The organism is Mycobacterium xenopi, assembly GCF_009936235.1.
GTDB classification, from domain to species: Bacteria; Actinomycetota; Actinomycetes; order Mycobacteriales; family Mycobacteriaceae; genus Mycobacterium; species Mycobacterium xenopi.
In genome coordinates, this window is record NZ_AP022314.1 from 3,980,868 (window position 1) to 4,003,613 (window position 22,746).

A 22,746-nucleotide genomic window follows, 5' to 3' on the forward strand; every position below is an offset into this window, starting at 1 on the left:
CCTCATCTCATCCAGGCCGGCGTGATCGGCAGGCCGTTGCGGTGGCGGTATTCCGCGATTGTCTTGAGGTTGTTCAGCTCCAGCGCGTGACCGGGACCGAAAATGTCCCAGAAGTCGCCTACCCAGCCGCTACGCTGTGGCGGCGCCGCCTCGGGGTAGGGGTTGTCGTTGTAGAACGGGTGGCGGCAATTAGTCCACAGCACAACGGAACCCGGCTTGTTGAGCACCACCTGGGCGTCGAGCACCCGCATCAGGTAGATCATCCACAGGTGCTTGCCCTGGTCCCACGCGCAGTGATAGTCGACGGTGCGGGCCTCGGCGTTGGCGTGGGTGCGAGTATAGATCTTGGTCTCCGGGAGCAACCGGTCGTAGGCCACCCACAGCCCTGGCTCGTCGGTCGGAGTGAAGCCACGCAGGGTATAGGTCCACTCCTCGAGACTGCGGGTGTCGGCCATGTACTCGAACAGCTCGTCCGGCGGGCAGTCGACGTAGTCGTTGACCGTGCAGTACTGACCGAACATTTCGTCGTGCGGGTACACCGAGCGCATTCTCGCCAAGAAGATGGGGGCAGTCTCCTCCAGTGGCGAGGTCTCGATGCGGACCACTCCGTCGATCGGCTCGGTTGTGCCAGTGTGGGCATGGATATCGTCAAGCGCTGGCAGCGACATCTGCGCGGTTCTCCTTCGTCGTTGAGTTTTCTTGGTTGACAGCGTGTTTCGCTGACGATACATTGAGAAATGTTGCAAACGGAGGGATTTCGTCGGCTGCGCATTCCACGCTCACCACCGACGGGCCGTCGACGTCGAGCGCAGCGCGCAACGCGGCAGCCAATCCGCCGGTGTCGTCGACGTCGACTGACGGCAGCCCGGGGAACATCGCTGCCAGCCCAGCGCCCAGCCGGCTGGGCGCAAACCGGTTGTAGCTGTACCTATCGCCGTAGTAGAGCTGCTCGCGGGTCACGCACATGGCGTGGGCGTTGTTGTTGAACAACACGAACGTGATGGGCAGCCGGTAGTGCACAGCGGTGTGCACCTCCATGCCGTGCATAAAAAACGCGCCGTCCCCCGCGACCACCACCACCCGCCGGGCGGGGGCCCGCCCGGTGTTGCGGGCGAACGCCATTCCGATACCGGCGCCGAAGCTGTAGCCCATGCCGCCCATGCCGAGCGCGACCAGGAACCGTCCCCCGCGTCGCACCGGCAAGTGATGGATGGCCGCCGCGCCGGTATTGCCGGCGTCGACGACGACGTCGACCCCGTCGGGCAACACGGCGTCCAGTGCGGTCATCGCGTCGCGATAGCGCACGCCGGGACCGTCGAACGGCGGGGGGGTCAACTCCGTGCGCACCACCGCATCGGGCACCCGCACACCCGTCGGCCGCCCGCGCCCGGAGAGCGCAGCCGTCAACAGGCGCAGCGACGCCCGCAGGTCGTCGGTGTGCACGTGGGTGCAGGGGACGTAGGGCGGGGCCGATCCAATCGACACCACCCGCACCGCAGCCAGCGCGTCGTCGAGTCCGGTGCGTGCGGTCACCGACAGCCGTGTGCCCACCACCAAGCACAACGCGCTTTTGGCCAGCGCGTCGGCAACGCCGGGGTGACCCATCACCCCCGTCACTCCCAGCGCCGACGACGACCCAAATCCCGGTGTGCCGGCGACGTCTTTCGCGTCGGGCACACACGCCACCCGCGCGCGCAGAACTGCGCGCAACCACTCCAGCTCAGCGCGAGCGTCGTCGCGAGCCACTTGCTCGCCGGCGATGATCGTGACCGGACCGGTTACCTGGCGCAGCGCGCGGACGATCGAATGGGGATCACCCACGGAACGCGACGGGGCAACACCATGCTCGGCGTAACCGTTGATGCCAACCTGTGTTTGTTGAATATCTTTGGGCAACAACAAAACAGCGGGGCCGCCTGTTTGCGCCGCGGCGACGGCGGCGGGCAGAGCCGTGATAATGTCGGCGGGCTTGAGCACCCGGCGGCAAAAAACCGACACCGCGGAAAACAACGCCTCGGCATCGAGCGAGCCGTTGCGGCCACTGGTGTCCTGAAAACTGCCCCGACCGTCCATCGTCGTCGCCGGTTGGCCCACCAACGCCAGGACCGGTACCCGACTGGCCAGCGATTCGCCCAACCCGGGCACGAGATTCAGCGCTGCCCCACCCGACGTCGCGGCCACCACACCCAATTTCTGCCCGCAGCGGCTATACCCGTCGGCCATGGTGGCAGCGGAAAACTCGTGCTTGGCGAGCACCGCGGTGATATCTGACCGGAAATATGCAGCGTCGTAAAGATCTTCGATGTTGGCCCCGTCGACACCAAAGATGTGGCCAACTCCGATTGCCGCGAGGTGCTCGACGATGTGGTCAACCACTCGTTGCTTCGCTGGCATACCGGTTACACGACTCGGGGGCGCTTTCAGTTCACCGCACGGCAAAGCTGACAGTTTTCGCGGTGAACCCCGCGCGGCTCCGCGTCGTGTTAGTTGCCAAAGCCGTGGGTAAGGAGTCGTGCCGCCATTGTTGAGTAACCACCACGGCGTTGCCGGGTCCCCGACGACCACCGTTGTTGTCATCGGGGCGGGGCCCTCCGGCCTAGCCGTGGCACGTCAGCTTGAGCATCGCCACCGGATCAAGACGCTCGTTGTGGAAAAGGCTTCGGCGCCCGCCATTGCCTGGCGCACCCGCTACGACGACTTTCGCCTCAATACCAGCGGCTTCTTATCTCACCTTCCCGGACAACGGATTCCGGTGACCGCGGGCCGGTGGCCGACCAAAGAGGACATGGTCCGCTATTTCGACCGCTACGTGCGGACGCAGCACATCGCGCTTCAGCTCAACTGCGAGGTCAACCACATCGAGCGCACCGCGCAGGTCTGGCGACTCGACACCTCGTCGGGGGAAATCCTCGCGCCGGTGATCGTCCTGGCTACCGGCAACTACCGCACCCCCACCATCCCCAGCTGGCCGGGTGTCGGTCAGTTCAACGGCGAACTCGTCCACTCCGGCGAGTTCACCAACGCGTGGCCCTTTCAGGGCCGTGATGTCCTAGTGGTCGGCGCGGGCAACTCGGCTGCCGACATCGCGGTCCAGCTCGCCTACGACGGTGCGCGCCGGATCTGGCTCGCGGTGCGCACCCCGCCGCACCTGGTGCGGCGCTCATTGGGCCCGATGCCGTCCGATGTCTTGCTCGAACTGTTCGCGCGCGTGCCGGCGAGCAAGGTCGACCCGCTGATCGACCGCGTCAACCACCTCATGTGGGGTGACCTGTCGCAGTACGGGTTCCAGCGACCACCGCTAGGCCTGAAGGCGACGGTGGAACAACGAGGCCGGATCCCCACCCTGGCCGACGAGCTCATCGACGTCGTGCGGACCGGCCGGGTGCAAGTGGTCGCCGCCGTGCAAGCGCTTGAGCCCGAGCGCGTGATCCTCGCCGACGCTAGTTCGGTAACGCCGCAGGTGATCATCGCCGCCACCGGTTTCCGGCCTGATCTCGACGGCTTGGTCGGCCACCTCGGTGTTCTCGACGAACACGGCAACCCACGCGGCGGCTTCGCCTCGCATCTCGGCGACGGAATGTTCACGATCGGATACGGCATTCCGCCCAACGGCCCACTGCGCGCCATCCGGCGCGCCGCCACACCGCTGGCCCGCCAGATCGCGGACTACCTGTCGACCACCCGTGATCGAGCGAAAACCGAGGTGACGCAATGACTTTGCTCCCTACCGACAAGACGTTCTTTCGCGGCACACCAGGCTACGAGACAGCTCGCCGAGAAACGGTATGGAATGGCATTGTGCCACAGCGGTTTCCCGATGTGATCGTACAAGCGCACAACACCGACGACGTCGTCGCGGCAATCTGCTACGCCCGCGCCCACGGCCACCGCGTCGGTGTGCGCTCGGGCGGCCACAATTGGTCTGCCAGCCACCTTCGCGACGGTGGCTTGCTGCTCGATGTCAGTCGGCTGGACCACTGCAGCGTCGACACCGAGCAGATGACCGCGAACGTCGGCCCGGGCAAGGTTGCCAGCGTGTTCGCGGCCGAACTGGACTCGCGGGGGTTGTTCTTTCCCGCAGGACACTGCGAGGGCATTTGCCTGGGCGGCTATCTGCTGCAGGGCGGGTATGGCTGGAACAGCCCGATGCTCGGCCCGGCGTGCGAGAGCGTGCTGGGTTTGGAGGTGGTCACCGCCGACGGCGAACGGCTTTACTGCGATGCCGAAAACCATCCCGACCTGTATTGGGCCGCCCGCGGGGCGGGGCCGGGTTTTTTCGGCGTGGTCACCTCGTTCAAACTGCGGGTTCATCCGAGGCCCCCGGTGTGGGGCACCTGCCTGTACATGTACCCGATCGAATTCGCCGACGAGGTGTTCGCCTGGGGACGCTCGATCAGCCCCGAACTCGACGAGCGGGTCGAACTTCAGATCCACACCGCGCGCAGCTTCCCCGGAGCTGGGCTCGACCAGCCCGGCATCACCATCGCTTCACCGGTTTTCGCCGACTCAGAAGACGAAGCGATGAAAGCCCTTGCCCCGCTCGGCACTTGCCCTGTCGTCGACAAGGCAATCGTCAGCCTTCCCTACGCGCCGACCAACCTGGCCAATTGGTACACCGCCGTGATGACCAACTATCCGAAGGGCCACCGCTATATCGCCGACAACATGTTCACGTCGGCCTGCGCCGAAGAGCTCCTGCCGGGCATCCGCAAAATCATCGAAACGATGCCGCCGCACCCGTCGCATTTCATCTTCACGGGCTGGAAAACGTCGCCAGCACGCGCGGACATGGTCTACGGCTTGGAAGACGAGATCTACCTGGCCCTCTACACGATCTGGCACGATCCGGCCGACGACGACCGCTACCGCAACTGGGCAGCATCGAATATGGCGGCGATGGCGCATCTGGCGACGGGAATCTCGCTCGCCGACGAGAATCTGTGTCGGCGCCCGGCCCGATTCATCACCGAGCCGAACATGGCTCGCTTGGAGGAAGTGCGCTCAGCTTATGACCCAGAGGGTCGATTCCACAGCTGGATGGCGCGCTGCTGATCGGCCACTAGAGCGAACGCTGCAGCAGCACGTGTCCGTTGTCGGCCAAAACCACCTGCACAGCTGAGATTTGATCCATCGGGGTCGCGATGGAGCCCGCCGGTGTTGCGGTGTGACCGGGTTCTGCCACCCAGGTTGCCAGCTGGCTGCGGCTGCCGTCGCGGCGCACCACGACCATCGCAAGCGTGTCATGGTGGGCGTTAATCGGCGCCAGGCAAACACATTTCATCGAGATGTAGGTACCCCACTGCTGGGCGGACAGCGAGACCGTCGAAGCCAGGTTCTTGGTGCCGACCTGCGCCATCGGCAGTGTCGAGATGCTGGCCTGCGGCGGGGTGGTCGCGGGTGTTGAGTAATGTCCTTGGACGCCCACGAACACACCGATCGCCAGCACCACGGCGGCCGCGGCCCCGGCCGCCCAGGTCAGCACGCGGGAGCGGCGCCGTCGCCAGCCGACCCTGGCCAGCAGGGACGGCAGCAGCTCAGCGGGCAGCGGCGGCGCGCCGCCGGTGCGGTCGGCCTCGTCGATGGCCGCCAGCTCGTCGCGGTCCAGCTGCGAAAGCAATGCCGGCATGCCGCTGAGTTCGGCGACGGCGCTGCGGCACGACGGGCAAACATCCATGTGCGCTTCGAACTCGCGCCGATCCGAGGCCGAAAGGGAGCCCAGCACATAGGCGGCGTCCCACGTCGCATACTCGTGGTCGTCGCGCCCGAACTGCGCTCCGTCACCCGGGGGGCTAGCACCCCATAACGTCTTCATCGTGTTACCCCCATCTTAGGGTTCGTTGAATATTCGGAGCCGACCTCCGCGCGGATTGCACGTCGCGCCGTCATCGGGTCACCCCCATCTCTTGCAACGTGAGCCGCAGGGCCCGCAGGGCATAGTGCAGACGCGACTTCACGGTGCCTTCAGCGATTCCGAGATCGGCGGCGATCTGCGCGGTGGTCCATCCCCGGTAGTACGAGCGGCACACCACGGCGCGGTGCTCGGCTGATAGCTGCGCAAAGGCGTCGGCGATCAGCAGCCGGTCCAGCGCGCGGTTGACCTCGTCCGGGCCCGCCGGCTCGGGTGCCTTATCCAGCGAGTTGACTTCGGAGCGGGCCCGTGCGCTGCGGCTTTCGTCGATGATCAGGTTGCGCGCGACGGTGAACAGCCAGGCCCGTGCCGAGCGCTCGGTGTCGCCGACGACCTCGGGATGCTGCCAGGCTCGCAGCAGCGTCTCCTGCACGACGTCCTCGGCGCACGCGCGGTCACCGGTCAGCCTCAGCGCATATCGCCATAAGGCCGCGGCGTGCTCGTCGTAAAGCGCCTTCATCAAGGCGGCTTCGGGAGCCGCCGGGCTGGCGACAGTAGGCACTTGCACCTCCTGGAGGTGACACGAGTGAAGCGCCCGTCCGGTTCACCACCGGCACACCAGCCACGGTTAGCCGAGAGTCAAGATCCGCGGTCCGTCCTCGGTCGCCGCCACGGTGTGCTCCCAGTGTGCCGCACGCGAGCCGTCGGCGGTAGTAACCGTCCATTGATCGTCGAGGACCAGGGTTTTCCGGCTTCCCAGCGTCAGCATCGGTTCGATTGCCAGCACCGACCCAGGGGCCAGCAGCGGGCCGCGGCCGGGGGGTCCCTCGTTGGGCAAAAACGGGTCCATGTGCATTTGCCGGCCGATGCCGTGACCGCCGTATCCCTCGACGATGCCGAACGCGCGGCCATAGCGGGCCTCCGCCGCGTGGGTGCCGGTTTCGATGGCATGCGATACATCGGTCAACCGCTTGCCGGGTGTCATCGCCGCGATGCCGGCTTCCAACGATTCCTTGGTCGCCTGGCACAGCGCTTCGTCGGCTGGGTTCAGCGTCCCTACACCGAACGTGATCGCGGCGTCACCGTGCCAGCCGTCGAGAACCGCGCCGCAGTCGACGGACACCAGATCACCGGGCGCCAAGATCTCGGCGGCGGACGGGATGCCATGCACCACCCGGTCGTTGACCGACGTGCAGATCGATGCCGGATACCCGTGGTAGCCCAGAAACGACGGCCTGGCGCCCGCGTCGCGGATCACCGCTTCGGCGATGCGGTCGAGGCTCAACGTCGACTCCCCGGCAACCGCGGCCTCCCGCACCGCGTGCAGCGCCGCAGCCACCACCGCGCCGGCCGCCGCCATCGCGTCGAGCTCAGCGGCACTGCGCTGAGGCACAACCTTGCGAGTTCGCAGCCCCGCCAGGGTGATCATCGCTACTTTCCCAGGGCCCGCAGCGCGCGGGCGAACACCTCGTCGACAGTGCCGACGGCGTCAACGGTTTTCAGTTCGTGTTCGTGCTGGTAGTACTCCAGCAACGGCGCGGTTTGGTCCCGGTACACCTGCATCCGGTTGAGGATCACCTCGTCGTTGTCGTCGTCGCGACCGCGCCCCTTGAGCCGCTCGAGCAGCACCTCGTCGGGCACTCGCAACTCCAGTACCGCGTCGAGCTTGACTCCGCGCCGTTCCAGCATGTCGTGCAGGGCCTTGGCCTGGTCCAGTGAGCGTGGATAGCCGTCCAGGATGAAGCCCTCGGCCACGTCGGGTTTGCTCAGACGGTCGTCGACGAGCTTGTTGGTGAGATCAGAGGGCACCAGGTCGCCGGCGTCGAGATAGCGTTTTGCCTCCAGACCTAATTCTGTGCCGTTTTCGATGTTGCGGCGAAACAGTTCCCCGGTGGAGAGGTGCGGGACTCCCAGTTTGTCAGCCAGCTTGACAGCCTGCGTGCCCTTGCCGGCCCCCGGCGGCCCCAGCAAAACAACTCTCACTTCAAAAACCCTTCGTAGTTACGCTGCATCAGCTGGCTCTCGATCTGTTTGACCGTATCCAAACCGACGCCGATCATGATCAAAACCGCGGTTCCCCCGAACGGCAGGTTCTGAACCGTCCCGGTGTTGCCGATTTGCAGGAAAAGGTTGGGCAGCACCGAGATCACGCCGAGGTAGATCGAGCCCGGCAACGTGATGCGGCTGAGCACAAAGCGCAGGTAATCGGCGGTCGGCCGGCCCGGGCGGATGCCGGGTATAAAGCCGCCGAATTTCTTCATCTCGTCGGCACGTTCGTCCGGGTTGAACGTGATCGACACGTAGAAGTAGGTGAAGAAGATGATCAAGCTGAAATAGATCGCGATGTAGACCGGGTCGGCCGGGTTGGACAGGTAATTGCCGACGAATTTGTCCCACCACGTGTTGCCCATGCCGCCGGTGCCGCTGCGGATCAGCTGGGTGATCAGATGCGGGATGTAGATCAGCGACGACGCGAAAATGACCGGGATCACGCCGGCCTGGTTGACCTTCAGCGGTAGATAGGTCGACGTGCCGCCGTACATGCGCCGGCCCACCATCCGCTTGGCGTATTGCACCGGGATGCGGCGCTGGCCCTGCTCGACGAACACCACCCCGACGATGATGATCAGCGCGGCCACGCACACCGAGGCGAAGATCACCCCGCCACGGCTGTCCAGGATTTGCTTTCCCTCCACGGGGATACGCGCGGCAATGCCGACGAAGATCAGCAGCGACATGCCGTTACCGATACCGCGCTCGGTGATCAGCTCGCCCATCCACATCACCAGCCCGGCGCCCGCCGTCATCACCAGCACGATCACGACCAGGGTGAAGATGCTCTGGTCGGCGATGATGTCCAGACTGCAGCCCTGCAGCAGGCCGCCGTTGGCCGCCAGCGCGACGATGCTGGTGGCCTGCAGGATGGCCAGCGCGATCGCCAGGTAGCGGGTGTATTGGGTCATCTTGGCCTGGCCGGATTGGCCTTCCTTGCGCAGCTCCTCGAACCGCGGGATGACCACGGTGAGCAGCTGGACGATGATGCTGGCGGTGATGTAGGGCATGACACCGACAGCGAACACGGTCAGCTGCAGCAGCGCGCCGCCGGAGAACAGGTTGATCAGGGAGTAGATCTGCGCCGCTTCGCCGCCGCTGACCTGCGCAATGCACTTCTGCACGTTCGGGTAGTCGACACCGGGCGACGGTATCGAGGCGCCCACCCGGTAGAGGATGACGATGCCCAGCGTGAACAGGATTTTCCGTCTCAGGTCGACTGTCCGCAGCGACGAGATGAAAGCCGAAAGCACTCTTCCTCCTGCGCAGCCGGGCTAACACGGCATGCCGACGGGGCTGGTCTGGCCAGCATTGGGTTAAGTCTGCGTCACGCGCCGAGCACCCGCGGGTCCCGACGTGCGGAGTCGCGCGTCAAACAGTCTACGAGAGTAACAGCGCCGGCCATGGTTGCTGGCAACCAGCGTAAAGTCTCCAGTAGTCGTTATATTGGCTAATTATCAAGTACTGGCAAGTACTGGTAGGTGGTGTCGAGTCGAAGGGATGGTCGATGACGTCGACGGGCAGCGCACGGTTCGAAGGCGACACCTGGGATCTGGCGTCCAGTGTCGGGGTGACGGCAACGATGGTCGCGGCCGCACGAGCCGTGGCCACCCGGTTGCCCGATCCGCTGATCAACGACCAGTTCGCCGAGCCGCTGGTGCGTGCGGTGGGCGTTGACTTCTTCACCAGAATGGCCGGCGGGGAGCTGCAGCCGCGCGATCTCGACGACGAGACGGCCAAGGGCCTGCGCCGCTTCGCCGACGCGATGGCCATCCGCACCGAGTACTTCGACAACTTCTTCCTGGACGCCACCGCGGCAGGTATCCGCCAAGCGGTGATTCTCGCGTCCGGCCTGGACTCCCGCGCCTACCGCCTGGCCTGGCCGGCCGGCACGGTCGTATTCGAAGTCGACCAGCCGCAAGTGGTCGATTTCAAGACCGCAACCCTGGCCGAACTGGGTGCGCAGCCGACAGCGGACCGGCGCACGGTGGCGATCGACTTGCGCAACGACTGGCCTGGTGCGCTCCAAGAGGCCGGATTCGACCCGGCATGCCCGACCGCCTGGATCGCCGAGGGCCTGCTGGGCTATCTGACCGCCGACGCGCAGGACCGGCTGCTCGACCAGGTCACGACACTGAGCACCCCGGGCAGCCGCTTCGCCACCGAGGGACTGCTCGACGTCAACAACGTGAGCGAACACGAACTGCGGCGGCGCATGCAACGCCAAGCCGACAGGTGGCGCAGCCACGGCTTCGAACTCGACATGGCCGCCCTGGTGTATTTCGACGACCGAACCGACGCCGGCACCTACCTCACCAACCTGGGCTGGAAGACCGTCAGCACCAGCGCCGCCGACCTGCTGGCCGAGCATGGGCTGCCGCCGATCGACCCAGACGACGCCCCCTTCGGAGAGGTGATCTACCTCAGCGCAGAACTGGATTAGTGGCGGTTGCAAGCGCGGCGAAGCCGGGCGCAGCAGGTCGCCACCAACCAAACTGACACCATGACCCGCAGCGACAAAGACACCTGGGATCTGGCCTCCAGCGTAGGCGCGACCGCCACCATGGTCGCGGCCGCGCGGGCCCTGGCCAGTGAAGAACCTGACCCGATCATCACCGACCCGTTCGCTGCGCCGCTGGTGCGGGCGGTGGGCGTCGACTTTTTCACCCGCCTCGTCGACGGTGAGATCGCGAAGCCACATGAGCAATCCGGGCGCGACGTACAGCTGGAAACCGATTCGATGGCGGTGCGCACCCGGTTCTTCGATGAGTTCTTCGTGAGCGCGGGCCAAGCGGGTATCCGCCAGTCGGTAATCTTGGCCGCGGGCTTGGACTCTCGGCCCTACCGGTTGGCCTGGCCCGCCGAGAGCGTGGTGTACGAAGTCGACCAGCCGAAGGTCATCGAATTCAAGTCCGCCGCGTTGTCGGCGCTGGGCGCGGCTCCTGCTGCGGAGCGGCGAACGGTCGGCATCGATTTGCGCGAGGACTGGCCAGCCGCGTTGCGGCGCAGCGGATTTGACGAAACGAAACCAACGGCGTGGAGCGCCGAAGGCTTGTTGATGTATCTGCCGCCGGAAGCTCAGGACCGGCTCTTCGACAACATCACCGCGCTTAGCGCACCAGGAAGCCGGCTGGCCACCGAATTCCACCCTGACTCGGGCCTGACCATGTCCGAACGCGCCCGGGCGTTCAACCAGCGATGGGCCAATCTTGGCTGCGACATCGACCTGTCGGGGCTCTTTTACGAAGGCGAGCGCAGCAATGTCGTCGAGTACCTGGCCGACCACGGCTGGCAGGTGAGCACCCGGCTTCGCGGGGAGTTGTTCACTGACTACGGCCGACCGTTTCCCGATGACGACGAAATGGCGGCGTTTGCGAACATTGCCGCTGTTACCGCGATCCGTGAATAGGAGTATCGGATGGCTCGCACCGAAAACGACAGTTGGGACCTGGCTTCCAGCGTGGGAGTCACCGCGACCATGGTCGCAGCGTCGCGGGCGATGGCGTCGCAGGGGCCCGATCCGCTGCTCGACGATCCGCTGGCCGATCCGCTGGTCCGCGCGGTCGGTCTGGAGCCGTTCGTCCGCCTGATCGACGGTGAGATCGACATCGACGACGACCCGGTGCTGAATCGGCAGACGAGGCGGGAGCGGATCGCTGTCAGGACAAGGTTTTTCGACGACTTCTTCGTAAACGCTGGAGAAACTGGCGTGCGGCAGGCAGTGATCCTGGCCTCCGGCTTGGATACCAGGGCCTACCGGCTGGCGTGGCCGGCGGGCACGGTGGTCTACGAAATGGACCAGCCGGGCGTCATCGAATTCAAGACCCGTACCCTGGCCGATCTCGGCGCCAGCGCAACCGCCGAGCTGCGCGTGGTGGGCATCGATCTGCGTGACGACTGGCCGACTGCGTTGCGCCAGCATGGTTTTGACGTGAGCCAGCCCACCGCGTGGAGCGCCGAAGGGCTACTGCCGTATCTGCCGCCCGATGCGCAGGATCGGCTCTTCGACGACATCACCACGCTCAGCGCGCCGGGCAGCCGACTGGCCACCGAACATTTTCCCGAGCGCAACGCCTTTTCGGACGAGCGGGCACGGCGTCTCACCGAACAGTGGCACCGCCTTGGCCTGGACTTCGACGTGTCCGACCTGTTTTATCTCGGAGAACGCAGCATCGTCATGGACTACTTGACCAGTCACGGCTGGCAGGTGACCGCCTATCCTATGCGAGAACTCTACGCGCGCAACGGTTTCGAATTCCCGGAAGATCTTCCGGCCGCGTTCGGCGAAATGAGCTACGTCAGCGCGGAGCTGAGATAGGCCTACATGGTCGCTCGGCCAGCTCGAGAAAGCGGCGATACCGACTTTCCATCTCGGTGGTCCATGCCGGATCGGGCTCGACCACGCGCTCGATGGCGGCCCACCGCGCGGCGTCGGCTATCGACGACTCCAGGCCGAGTGCGATGCGGCCCAGGAAAGCCGAACCCAGCGCCGCCCCTTCGGCGACCGCCGACACCTGCACCGGCCGGCCGGTGGCGTCGGCGATGGCCTGCATCCACGGCTGCACCCGGGTGCCGCCACCGGCGGCGACGATGCGTCCGGTGGCTGCCCCGCTGAGCTCGATGATCTGGCGGACGACGAACGCCGACGCCTCGTAGGCAGCCCGCCGCAGCGCGGCCGCGTCGTGAGTGAGATCCAGGCCGTCGAGCACGCCACGGCGGTCGGGATCGTGAAACGGGGTGCGTTCACCGCGCACATACGGCGACCACACCGGCACCCGACGCGGATGGACCGTCGACGGATCCCCTGGTCCCACAACGCGATCCACCCAGCCGAGGAACAGGCCGCCGGCATTACTGGCGCCCCCGATCTGGTTCTTGCCCGCAGCCGTGTGGGGGATGGTCCACAAGCCCGGAATTTGGCGGGGTTCGGCAATCGTCGTCCACACGATCAAGGTCGTACCGCAGAGCACCAGCACGTCGCCGTCGTGATCGGCGCCGGCCACGATCTGCTCGCACAACGCATCGATGGCGCCGACGGCCAATACGGCTCCGCTGCCGCGTACATGACCGGCCGCCGCACCTGGCATTTCGACCAACGGCATGCGCTCAACCGGGACACCGCACTCGGCGCAAGCGTCGGCGCCCCAGCCCGCCCCGTCGAACAGCGGAAAGGTCGTGTAAGCGGTGGCGTAGTCGACCACCGCTTCACCGGCCAGGGCATAGTTGGCCACCGTGGGTGCCGGCCAGTACCCGGCGGCGTCCGGCGCTTCGGCGGCGGTCCAGCGCAAGAACTCCGCCGCCTCGCCCACCGGCGGGAACGGCTGGTCCGGTGCCGCGGGAACTCGGCCCCGGCTGTCGCCGTAGAGAAGTCCCGGCGTGATCGGGCGCCCACCCGAGTCGACCGCGGTCAGCGACGGCACCATCGCTGAAACGGCCACCGCGCGCGCGTCGGGGCGGTTCAGCCGATCCAGGGCGGCCAGCGGACCCCGCCGCCACGCCTCGTCGGCATCGTGTTCCAGCCGGTCCGGTGCCGGCACCCGCAGCTGATGCGGAACGCGTGTGCGGGCCACCACCCGGCCGTGTGGGTCGGCGGCTACCGCTTTGACAGCAGTGGTGCCGATGTCGATACCGATTGTGACCTCGTTGCGTGACACGGGCGTCACCGTACGCCAGCATTGGCAATCGTGACTCGTGCTTTGGTGACCGCCCCGTTGCGCGGCGACGGGTTCGATAAGTTGCGACGACTGGCCGACGTGGTCTACGACCCGTGGATCGACCAGCGGCCGCTCCGCATCTACACCGCCGAGCAACTGGCCGAGCGGATCTCTGCAGTGGGCGCTGATGTCGTTGTGGTGGAAGGCGATTCGGTCAGCGGCCCGGTGTTCGAACTGGGCTTGCGGGCCATCGCCTCCACCCGCGGGGATCCCAACAACGTCGACGTGCCCGGCGCGACCGCCGCCGGTATCCCGGTGCTGTTCACTCCTGCCCGCAACGCGGACGGGGTCGCCGAGATGACGCTCGCGCTGCTGTTCGCCGCCACCCGTCACGTGCTTGGCGCCGACGCCGATGTGCGGGCCGGCCAGGTGTTTCGCGATGGCACCATTCCGTACCAGCGGTTCCGGGCGTGGGAGATTGCCGGCTTGACCGCAGGCCTCGTCGGCCTCGGCGCGGTGGGCCGCGCGGTGAAGTGGCGGCTGTCCGGACTGGGGGTGCGGGTGATCGCCTGCGACCCGTACAACGACGAGGCCCGCCACAGCCTCGACGAGCTGCTCGCCGAGGCCGACATCGTGTCGTTGCACGCGCCGGTCACCGACGACACGGTGGGCATGATCGGCGCCAAGCAATTCGCCGCGATGCGCGACGGCGTGGTGTTCCTCAACACCGCGCGGGCGCAGCTGCACGACACCGACGCGCTCGTCGACGCGCTGCGCAGCGGCAAAGTCGCGGCGGCTGGGCTGGATCATTTCGCCGGTGAGTGGCTGCCCGTGGATCACCCGCTGGTGGGCATGCCCAACGTCGTGCTCACCCCGCACATCGGCGGGGCCACGTGGAACACTGAGGCGCGACAGGCGCAGATGGTGGCCGACGACCTGGAAGCAGTGCTGTCGGGCCGAAGGCCGGCACACATCGTCAACCCGGAGGTGCTAGGACCATGTCCGTGACATTCGTGGTCAACCCCGAGGCCGCGGTGCTGGCCGCGGCCAAGGACATGCTGCGGCGCGGGCTGGTCGAGGGAACCGCGGGCAACATCTCGGCCCGCCGCGAAGACGGCAACCTCGTTATCACGCCGTCGTCGGTCGACTACGCCGAGATGACGCGGGACGATCTGGTTGTGGTCGACCCCGACGGGGGTGTGCTGCAGGCCGCCGACGGCCGGTCTCCGTCGACCGAGATGAAGTTGCACCTGGCCTGCTACAAGGCTTTCGACGACATCGGCAGCGTCATCCACAGCCATCCGGTGTGGGCGACGATGTTCGCGATTGCGCACCAACCGATTCCGGCCTGCATCGACGAGTTCGCGGTGTACTGCGGCGGGGATATCCGCTGCACGGAGTATGCGGCCTCGGGAACCCCGGAGGTCGGCACTAACGCCGTCAAGGCGTTGGAAGGCAGGGCTGCCGCGCTGATCGCCAACCATGGTTTGGTGGCGGTCGGACCGCGTCCCGATCGGGTGTTGCACGTCACCGCTTTGGTCGAGCGGACAGCGCAGATCGTTTGGGGTGCAAAAGCTTTGGGTGGACCGGTACCGATTCCCGACGACGTCAACGCCGGCTTCGCCGGTATCTACAGCTATTTGCGCGCAAACCCTACGTAGTGCGAGCAGACGCAAAAGCACCCATTTCGTGCCGAAATGCGGTGTTTTTGCGTCTTTTCGCGAACCGACAAGACGAAGAACGTCGAGGCGACGCCAAGATGTTGTGTCGACAGCTACGAGACCCGCCATCTCACCCTGACGTCGCTGATGCGGGATCGTAGCTCAGCCGGCCAGCACGAGCGCCCGACCTCCGCGCCAGTTGCGAGGCGCGTCGCCGTGCATGCGGCGGAACAACCTGCTGAAATATCCCGGGTCACAGATCCCGACCCTCCTCGCTACTTCTCGAACGGGAAGGTCGGTGTCGGCAAGCAGGCTGCGGGCTTCGGCCATGCGGCGCTCGATGATCCACTCTTGCACCGTGCGCCCGGTACGGCGGCGGACGATGGTCGTCAAATGGCCCGGCGTCATACCCAGTTCGTGCGCGACGTCGCGCAGCGACAGCGGCTCGCGGTAGCGCCGGTCGATGACCGCGAACACCTCGGCCAGTAGCGGTTCGCCGCTGCGCCGCAGATCGCCAACGACGTCGCCGACCAGCCGTGCGAGATCGATGAGCAGCAGCGTCAAATGCGCCAGCGCCGCCTGCCGGTAACCCTCCTGGCGGGTGGCCAGTTCCGTTTCGATAGCTCCGATCGCGGCGGCCCACGCCGAACAGCGGTCCGGCGGTACGGTCAGTTCGAGCACTGCGCCGGAGCGGCCGTGCAGGAACGGGAACAGCAGTGGATGCGCGCGCCACGCCGGCCACGGCGAGCGCCCGTCGCCGCCCAGTGCGGCGGGGTCGAAGAACAGGCCGACCCCACCGTCGACGCGACTCACCCGCTCGAGGTCGATCACTTGACCCGGAGCAACCACGTAGACGAGCCCCGCCGCGTGCACGTACCACAAGGCCGGGAAGTCGTGGATGTGACGTCCGCGTTCCAGGACGTCGTCCCGGCCGCGCCGCACCACCGATACCGGCGGCGTGTTCGGGTCGGCCCGGTATGCGTAGACCGGCACCCCGCCGTGGTGGCGAACCAGCCGAGCAGCTGCCGTCATAGCTTAAAATAATCCCACTTTCGCTGACTATTGCCTGATTAACCGTAGTGCCAACGATTCACCATAGAAGCATGACCGAACATCGTCTACATCGATTCCTGGCCAACCGCCATGATTACCTGCCCGCCGCCGGCCGTGACATCTTCCTTCCCGGTTACGACCTCGTGTCCCGGCTGTTCGGCATGACTAAGGTCCATGACACCCTCATCGCCCAGGCCGAACTCGACGGCAGTCAGCGTGTGCTGGAAATCGGCTGCGGCACCGGCAGTGTCGCTGTGCGCGCCAAGCATGCTCATCCGGGCGTCGAACTGATCGGCTGCGACCCCGACCCGCGGGCGTTGGCCCGAGCGCGACGAAAAGCGCAGGGGATCAGTGGAATTCGCTTCGACCACGGTTATGCCCAACAGCTGCCGTACGCGGATGACGAATTCGACCGGGTACTGTCGTCGATGATGCTGCACCATCTCCCTGACGACGTGAAACCCAAAGCAGCGGCGGAAATCTTTCGTGTCCTGCGCCCCGGCGGCAGACTGCACCTGGTGGACATCGGCGGCGAGATGACGGCTCGGGACGGTCTGGCGGCGCGGCGGATGCTGCGCAGCCGCCACATCGCCGGAAACCTCGGCGACTCGATTCCGCGGCTGCTGCGCGCGGCCGGGTTCGACTGCAGGGAGATCGCCACCCAACGGCATCGCTTTGTGGGACGCCTCAACTACTATCGCGCCACCCGTCCCGCTTAACTGCCGCAGCGCGGGCGCACTAGCGCTGGTCGAACGCCACCTTGACCGCGCCTGACTCGGCCTGGTTGGCGATCGCGAGGAAGGCATCGCGCCACTGCTCGAGCCGAAAGGTGTGAGTAAGCATGGGCCGCAAGTCAATCCGGCCGTCGACCACCAAATCCAAATAGTGGGCGATAGCGTGCTTGCGCACCCCGTCGACCTCTTCGACGCCGAAGGCGTTCGAACCCACCCAGCTGATCTCCTTGAAGTACAAAGGACTCCACTCCCAGCGACCGGGCGCATGCACCCCTGCCTTCACCAAGGTTCCGCGCGCCCTGAGCACGCGGACCCCGACTTCGAACGTTTCCGGCTTGCCGACGGTGTCATAGACGACATCGATCGGTCCGGGAAACGCCATCGGCAGTCCTTGCAGGGGCTGGTGCAGGCGACCACCTCCCCATGCCACCAACTCCTCGATCACCGCCAGTCGTGGCTCGTGAGCTAGCACTTTGGCGGCGCCGAACCGGCGGGCCAGATGTGCCTGGGTGTCGAAACGCGCCACCACCGCCACTGCCACGTCCGGGTAAAGCGCCCGCAACAGAGCGACGGCGCACAACCCCAGCGAACCGGCGCCGTACACCAGGACCCGACCCGACGAAGGCGGCGGATGGCGGGTAATCGCGTGCAGCGACACCGAACACGGGTCGGCGAACACAGCTAGCTCATCGGGCACCGAGTCGGGTACCGCGAACAGCATGCTGTCGTGGGCCGGCATGAGCTCGGCGTAGCCGCCGGTCACGTCGGCCGACACCCCGGTGTGGATACCCGGTTTGATGTCGCCGTCGCAGAAACTCCAGCACAGGCTGTAGTCGCCGGCTTGGCATGCGGGACAGGAGGGTTCGACGCCGCGTGGCCCGCAGGAAAGCCATGGGTTGAGCACGACGCGTTGACCGATCTCTAGGCCGCGGGCCTGCGGTCCGACCGTCACTACGTCGGCGACCACCTCGTGCCCCATGACTTGCGGGAACGAGCAGAAGGGGGCCAGCGCGTTGTCGGTGTCGCCCTCGCCGAAGTCGAGCAGAATCTGCTTGGAATCGGACCCGCAGATTCCGGTCAGCCTGGGCCGGGTGATCACCCAGTCGTCATGCAGCAGACGAGGGTCCGGAATATCCTGCAGCGCAACAGGACTGCGCGCAAGCGCATCATCTGGCCCCTGGAACGGTGCTGGCGGGACCCCGAATACCAATGCTTTCATCGGCGTGCCATCGCGGCCGCACCGGCGATGTAGATGTCGATGTCGGCGTTCTTGGTGTCCACGACCGCCTTCATGTCGGGCAGATAGTGCTCGAAGCGGTCGCTGCCCAGAGCGGCGATGATCCCGTCTGCCACTTCGTTGGGGGACACCTTGGGTCCGCTATACAGCGGCTCCTCGTTGTCGGGCTGGTCCCAGATCTCGGTGTCGACGGGTCCGGGCTCGATCAGCTTGACCGACACACCGGTCGCCTGCAGGTCGACTGCCATCGATTCGCTCCAACCGCACAGAGCGAATTTGCTTGCGCAATAGGCGGCTTCATGGACGATCCCGAGCCGACCGCCCACGCTGGCCACGTTGACGATGATGCCGGCGTCACGGGACAGCATGCGAGGCAGCACCGCCAGGGTAAGGCGCATCGGCGCGAAGAAGTTGACCCGCATGACGGCCTCCACCTCGGCGGGGTCCAAGGCGGTGACGACCCGCCGCTTGGGAATAGCGGCGTTGTTGACCAACACGTCGATACCGCCCAGGGTGTCCCAGACCTCCAGCGCCAGCTGGCCGACTTTCGCGGTGTCGGCCAGATCGGCCACCCACATCGTCGACGCCGACGACGTCCTACGGCAGTCGGCCAGGACCGCGGCCAGACGCTGCGAGCGACGGGCAATCAGCCCGACCACCGCGCCGCGGGCCGCCAGCCGGCGGGCCAGCGCGGCGCCCACACCGGAGGAGGCGCCGGTGATCAGTACCCGTTTGCCCGCCACCGCGAACCCCATGGCCAAAGCCTCGCGCGGTTGACCGGCCATGGCAAGCAGCACGCCGACAAGTTTGTTATATTGGCTAAGTAACGAGTGGAGGGGTTTGCGATGGCACGCACAGACAACGACACCTGGGACCTGGCCTCGAGCGTGGGGGCGACCGCGACGATGGTCGCGGCCGCCCGCGCGATGGCGACGAAGGCCGACCGTCCGCTGATCAACGATCCGTTCGCCGAGCCGCTGGTGCGAGCCGTAGGCATCGACCTGTTTACCCGGCTGGCCAGCGGCGAGTTGACGCCCGCCGATCTCGAGGACGGCGCGGGCACCAACCGCATGACCGACAACATGGCGGTCCGCACCAAGTTTTTCGACGAGTTCTTCCTCGACGCGACCAACGCCGGCATCACCCAGGCGGTGATCCTGGCATCCGGACTCGACTCGCGGGCCTACCGGCTGCCCTGGCCGTCCGGCACCACGGTTTACGAGATCGACCAGCCACAGGTCATCGAGTTCAAATCCCGCACCCTTGCCGAGCTGGGCGCCAAGCCCACGGCGTTCCGGCGCGCGGTCGCGATCGATTTGCGCGACGACTGGCCGACGGCGCTACGCGCCGCGGGCTTCGACCCCGCCAAGCCCACGGCGTGGAGCGCCGAGGGGCTGCTGGGCTACTTGCCGCCCGAAGCGCAGGACCGTCTGCTGGACACGATCACCGCGCTCAGCGCGCCCGGCAGCCGGATCGCCACCGAAAGCGGGCCGAACCGCGACCCGGCTGCGGTGGAGCGGATGAAGGAACGGATGCGCGGCATTTCCCAGCGCTGGCGTGAACACGGCTTGGACCTCGACATGACCGAGCTGGTCTACTTCGGCGACCGCAACGAGGCCGCACAATATCTCGCCGACCATGGTTGGCAGATAACCGGGACCAGCATCCGGGATCTGTTCGCAGCCAACGGGCTTGCGCCCATCGACGACAACGACATACCGTTTGCCGACCGGCTCTACGTCAGCGGCACGCTCGGATAAGCTTCGCCGATGACACGGACAGATGACGACACGTGGGATCTGGCTTCCAGCGTCGGCGCGACCGCGACGATGATCGCAGCGGGACGCGCGCTGGCCACCAACAACCGCTTGATCGACGATCCGTTCGCCGAACCACTCGTGCGCGCGGTGGGCTTGGAGTTCTTCATCAAGATGATCGACGGCGACATCGATTTGTCGGAAATCGAGAACGCCTCGCCCGCCCGGATGCAAGCCATCATCGACGGAGTCGCGGTGCGCACCAAGTATTTCGACGACCGCCTCATCGAAGCGATGAACGCCGGCGTGCGTCAAGCGGTGATCCTCGCCGCGGGGCTCGATGCACGCGCCTACCGGCTGGCCTGGCCGGCGGACACGGTGGTCTTCGAGGTCGACCAGCCGCAAGTGGTCGACTTCAAGGCGGCCACGCTGGCCGGTCTCGGCGCCAAGCCGAGGGCGGCGCGGCGCACGGTTGGCATCGACCTGCGGTCAGATTGGCCCGCTGCGTTACGGGCGGCAGGCCTGGATCCCACGGTGCCCACCGCATGGCTTGCCGAAGGCCTGCTGATCTACTTGCCGCCTGACGCCCAGGACCGGTTGTTCGACAACATCACCGCGCTCAGCGTGCCCGCAAGCACCATCGCCACCGAATACGTGCCTGGCATCAAGGATTTCGATCCCGACCGCGCCCGCGAGCTGTCCCGCCCACTTCGTGACCACGGCGTGGACATCGACATGCCGTCGCTGGTATACGCCGGCGAGCGCAGTCACGTCGTCGACTACCTCGACGCCAAGGGATGGGAGATGAGCAGCCTGTCCCGCACGGAACTGTTTGAGCGCCACGGATTCGACGTTCCCGCAGCCGAAGACGACGATCCGCTTGGCGAAATCATCTTCGTGAGCGGCACACTGCGGGCCTAGAACCGTGTGTCCCCTAGCCACAGCGCGTGGGCGCCGCTCAGCGCGCGCTCACTTTGCTCGATGATCCGGGTCACCGACCGGCTCAGCACTGCGGCAACCGCGTCGCCCACCGACGCCGCCGCCGGGGCTGCGACGACGGACGCGGCCGCAGAAATTCCCACAGCGCCGAGCCTGGGTAGCTGACGACGCGCACGTCGGCGTCCTCATCGAGGCCGGCCAGGATCTTGGCGCGGCGCAACGCCGTTCGGAGCCCGCCGAGTTCGTCGACCAAGCCTCGTTCAAGCGCGTCTTCGCCAGTCCAGATCCGGCCCTGCGCAACCGCATCCACCGCCGCTGTGCTCAGCTTGCGGCCCTCGGCCACACGCTGCACGAAGTCGGTGTAGCACAGGTCGGCTTCGGCCTCGACCTTGGCGCGTTGTTCGGGAGTAAACGGTGCGTCGATAGACTCGACGTCGGCGTTGGCGTTGGTGCGCACGACATCGGTTCTAATACCTAGCCTGTTCTTTAGGTCGCGGGCCACCAGTTTTCCGGCCATCACTCCGATCGAACCGGTGATCGTGGCCGGGTTGGCCACGATCGCGTCGGCGGCGGTCGAAATGTAGTAGCCGCCGGAGGCCGCGACCGCGCCCATGGATGCCACGACGGGCTTGCCCCGCTCCCGGGCCTTAACCACTGCGCGCCAGATGGTTTCCGCCGCGTTGACCGCGCCGCCAGGGCTGTCGACTCGCAACACTATCGCCGATACCGAATCGGCTGCCGCCGCCTCTCCCAGCGCCGCGGCGATGGTGTCGGCCCCGGCGGTGGAGGGACCCCACGGCAAGAGCCCAGGGCCGCCGCGCCCGCTGAGAATGTGACCGGACACGGTGACGACTGCGACTACGGGCTTAGGTTTGCGGCCAGGAATCGGTGGCGTCGGGGGGGCCAACCGCGGCCCGCTCACGCGGGCGTAGCGCGTTAGATACAGCCGCGGCGGTGCATTTTCGTCGGTGTCGGCATCTCCGCTTTCCGGTGAAATCCCTTTCGCACCAACGAGTTCAGCGATACGGGCGTACGCCTGGTCGCGGAAGCCGATGCGGTCGACCAGACCCGCGGCGACCGCGTCGTCACGCAACAGCGGCGCGCGGTCGGCCAGTGCGTCGACGGCTTCGGGCTCGATCTTGCGCGACTCGGCGACCGCTTGCCGCACCTGACCGTACAAGCTCTCGATCAACCGGGCGTCGGCTTCCCGGTGGGCATCGGTGTAGCGGTCCTGCGTGAAACGGTTTGCCGCGGCCTTGTACTCGCCCCTGGCGACGACCTGCGCCTCGATACCGGCCTTCTCCAGCGCGTCGCGCAGGAAGAGGGCATTGGTGGCGAAGCCGACCAGCCCGACCGTTCCCGACGATTGCATCCAGACTTCGCTGAACGCCGATGCCAGGTAGTAAGACAACGTTCCGGGATACGTCTCAGCCCACGCCAGCGACGGTTTGACTGCGGTGAACGCTGCGATGGCCTCCCGCAATTCTTGAACCGGACCCGCCGCTGCGGGTGGAAGCTGAACGCGCGCAATCAATCCTGCTATTCGCCGGTCGTCGGCGGCACGGTGGATCGCATCCACGGCTTCGCGAAGAGTCAGCGATCGGCCACTTCCGGTGATGATCGTCAGGGGGTCGAAGCCCCCGGTTTCGGGCGGCATGGATTGCAGGTCGAATTCCAGCACGCAGCCATTCGGCACCCCGTGGTGGCGGGCGGTATCGACGCGGCGAGCCAAAGCCCGCACGTCATCGATGCCGGGCACACCAGGCAGAAAACTGAACATGAATCGAGCGTACCGATGACCTCCGCGGCGC

At 66.3% G+C, this 22,746-nt stretch carries 21 protein-coding genes and 1 pseudogene; 10 read left to right on the top strand and 12 right to left on the bottom strand.

Annotated elements, in window-relative coordinates; translation table 11 throughout:
* Nucleotides 1-2: 2 nt before the first annotated feature.
* Nucleotides 3-668: a hypothetical protein gene (locus MYXE_RS18930; RefSeq protein WP_003919317.1), complete on the bottom strand. Its 666-nt coding sequence runs from the start codon at nt 666-668 to the stop codon at nt 3-5.
* Nucleotides 649-2,394, bottom strand: coding sequence for a thiamine pyrophosphate-binding protein (locus tag MYXE_RS18935; RefSeq protein ID WP_039889506.1), 1,746 nt, complete (start codon nt 2,392-2,394; stop codon nt 649-651). Before MYXE_RS18935 ends, MYXE_RS18930 begins: the two co-directional genes overlap by 20 nt.
* Before the next feature lie 118 nt (nt 2,395-2,512).
* On the opposite strand from MYXE_RS18935, the gene MYXE_RS18940 reads away from it, so the two are divergent.
* Together MYXE_RS18940 and MYXE_RS18945 are read left to right on the top strand one after the other, a co-directional pair.
* Complete coding sequence (locus MYXE_RS18940; RefSeq protein WP_232061653.1) at nt 2,513-3,715, top strand: flavin-containing monooxygenase; 1,203 nt, start codon at nt 2,513-2,515, stop codon at nt 3,713-3,715.
* Nucleotides 3,712-5,052 (top strand): FAD-binding oxidoreductase, encoded by a 1,341-nt coding sequence (locus MYXE_RS18945; RefSeq protein WP_085193111.1) that lies wholly within the window; start codon nt 3,712-3,714, stop codon nt 5,050-5,052. The genes MYXE_RS18940 and MYXE_RS18945 overlap by 4 nt, the downstream gene beginning before the upstream one ends.
* Nucleotides 5,053-5,059: 7 nt before the next feature.
* Here the strand turns inward: MYXE_RS18945 and MYXE_RS18950 are convergent, their stop codons facing one another.
* The 5 genes from MYXE_RS18950 to secY all read right to left on the bottom strand — a co-directional run bounded on the left by MYXE_RS18950 (nt 5,060) and on the right by secY (nt 9,153).
* Nucleotides 5,060-5,812, bottom strand: coding sequence for an anti-sigma factor family protein (locus MYXE_RS18950; RefSeq protein WP_003919321.1), 753 nt, complete (start codon nt 5,810-5,812; stop codon nt 5,060-5,062).
* A 70-nt stretch (nt 5,813-5,882) separates the two neighbouring features.
* Nucleotides 5,883-6,368 carry a sigma-70 family RNA polymerase sigma factor gene (locus MYXE_RS18955; protein ID WP_232061858.1) on the bottom strand — a complete coding sequence of 162 codons (486 nt, stop codon included), beginning with the start codon at nt 6,366-6,368 and terminating at the stop codon, nt 5,883-5,885.
* 108 nt (nt 6,369-6,476) lie between these two features.
* Nucleotides 6,477-7,277 (bottom strand): type I methionyl aminopeptidase, encoded by an 801-nt coding sequence (gene map, locus MYXE_RS18960; RefSeq protein ID WP_003919323.1) that lies wholly within the window; start codon nt 7,275-7,277, stop codon nt 6,477-6,479.
* Nucleotides 7,278-7,279: 2 nt separating this feature from the next.
* Nucleotides 7,280-7,831 (bottom strand): adenylate kinase, encoded by a 552-nt coding sequence (locus tag MYXE_RS18965; RefSeq protein WP_003919324.1) that lies wholly within the window; start codon nt 7,829-7,831, stop codon nt 7,280-7,282.
* Nucleotides 7,828-9,153 (bottom strand): preprotein translocase subunit SecY, encoded by a 1,326-nt coding sequence (gene secY / locus MYXE_RS18970; protein WP_003919325.1) that lies wholly within the window; start codon nt 9,151-9,153, stop codon nt 7,828-7,830. The genes MYXE_RS18965 and secY overlap by 4 nt, the downstream gene beginning before the upstream one ends.
* A 254-nt stretch (nt 9,154-9,407) precedes the next feature.
* Between secY and MYXE_RS18975 the strand changes: the two genes are divergently transcribed.
* The 3 genes from MYXE_RS18975 to MYXE_RS18985 are packed head-to-tail and all read left to right on the top strand — an operon-like array spanning nt 9,408 to nt 12,218.
* On the top strand, nt 9,408-10,343 hold the full coding sequence (locus MYXE_RS18975; RefSeq protein ID WP_085193113.1) for a class I SAM-dependent methyltransferase: 936 nt from the start codon (nt 9,408-9,410) through the stop codon (nt 10,341-10,343).
* Between the two features lie 60 nt (nt 10,344-10,403).
* Nucleotides 10,404-11,309 carry a class I SAM-dependent methyltransferase gene (locus MYXE_RS18980; protein ID WP_085193121.1) on the top strand — a complete coding sequence of 302 codons (906 nt, stop codon included), beginning with the start codon at nt 10,404-10,406 and terminating at the stop codon, nt 11,307-11,309.
* 9 nt (nt 11,310-11,318) lie between these two features.
* On the top strand, nt 11,319-12,218 hold the full coding sequence (locus MYXE_RS18985) for a class I SAM-dependent methyltransferase (RefSeq protein ID WP_085193114.1): 900 nt from the start codon (nt 11,319-11,321) through the stop codon (nt 12,216-12,218).
* Here the strand turns inward: MYXE_RS18985 and MYXE_RS18990 are convergent.
* The gene (locus MYXE_RS18990) at nt 12,199-13,554 is read right to left on the bottom strand and encodes a xylulokinase (protein WP_085193123.1); all 1,356 of its coding nucleotides are present in this window, start codon (nt 13,552-13,554) and stop codon (nt 12,199-12,201) included. The genes MYXE_RS18985 and MYXE_RS18990 overlap by 20 nt on opposite strands.
* 21 nt (nt 13,555-13,575) lie before the next feature.
* Here MYXE_RS18990 and MYXE_RS18995 point away from each other — a divergent pair, with 21 nt between their 5' ends.
* Both MYXE_RS18995 and MYXE_RS19000 read left to right on the top strand, forming a co-directional pair.
* The gene (locus MYXE_RS18995) at nt 13,576-14,562 is read left to right on the top strand and encodes an NAD(P)-dependent oxidoreductase (RefSeq protein ID WP_112650084.1); all 987 of its coding nucleotides are present in this window, start codon (nt 13,576-13,578) and stop codon (nt 14,560-14,562) included.
* On the top strand, nt 14,559-15,215 hold the full coding sequence (locus tag MYXE_RS19000) for an L-fuculose-phosphate aldolase (protein WP_003920604.1): 657 nt from the start codon (nt 14,559-14,561) through the stop codon (nt 15,213-15,215). Before MYXE_RS18995 ends, MYXE_RS19000 begins: the two co-directional genes overlap by 4 nt.
* A gap of 162 nt (nt 15,216-15,377) precedes the next feature.
* Here the strand turns inward: MYXE_RS19000 and MYXE_RS19005 are convergent, their stop codons facing one another.
* Nucleotides 15,378-16,247, bottom strand: a complete 870-nt coding sequence (locus MYXE_RS19005) for a helix-turn-helix transcriptional regulator (protein WP_003920605.1) — start codon at nt 16,245-16,247, stop codon at nt 15,378-15,380.
* A gap of 71 nt (nt 16,248-16,318) precedes the next feature.
* Between MYXE_RS19005 and MYXE_RS19010 the strand changes: the two genes are divergently transcribed.
* A complete protein-coding gene (locus MYXE_RS19010; protein ID WP_085193115.1) occupies nt 16,319-16,987 on the top strand; it encodes a class I SAM-dependent methyltransferase in 669 nt (222 codons plus the stop codon).
* Nucleotides 16,988-17,006: 19 nt separating this feature from the next.
* Here MYXE_RS19010 and MYXE_RS19015 read toward each other — a convergent pair whose 3' ends face one another.
* Nucleotides 17,007-18,221: a zinc-dependent alcohol dehydrogenase gene (locus MYXE_RS19015; protein WP_003920607.1), complete on the bottom strand. Its 1,215-nt coding sequence runs from the start codon at nt 18,219-18,221 to the stop codon at nt 17,007-17,009.
* Nucleotides 18,218-18,982 (bottom strand): SDR family NAD(P)-dependent oxidoreductase, encoded by a 765-nt coding sequence (locus tag MYXE_RS19020; protein WP_039890027.1) that lies wholly within the window; start codon nt 18,980-18,982, stop codon nt 18,218-18,220. The genes MYXE_RS19015 and MYXE_RS19020 overlap by 4 nt, the downstream gene beginning before the upstream one ends.
* A 102-nt stretch (nt 18,983-19,084) precedes the next feature.
* On the opposite strand from MYXE_RS19020, the gene MYXE_RS19025 reads away from it, so the two are divergent.
* Nucleotides 19,085-19,999, top strand: a complete 915-nt coding sequence (locus tag MYXE_RS19025; protein ID WP_085193116.1) for a class I SAM-dependent methyltransferase — start codon at nt 19,085-19,087, stop codon at nt 19,997-19,999.
* Between the two features lie 9 nt (nt 20,000-20,008).
* Nucleotides 20,009-20,917 (top strand): class I SAM-dependent methyltransferase, encoded by a 909-nt coding sequence (locus tag MYXE_RS19030; protein ID WP_085193117.1) that lies wholly within the window; start codon nt 20,009-20,011, stop codon nt 20,915-20,917.
* Here MYXE_RS19030 and sppA read toward each other — a convergent pair.
* Nucleotides 20,914-22,715 (bottom strand): annotated as a pseudogene (sppA, locus tag MYXE_RS19035) (signal peptide peptidase SppA). The gene MYXE_RS19030 and the pseudogene sppA overlap by 4 nt on opposite strands.
* Nucleotides 22,716-22,746 lie beyond the last annotated feature (31 nt).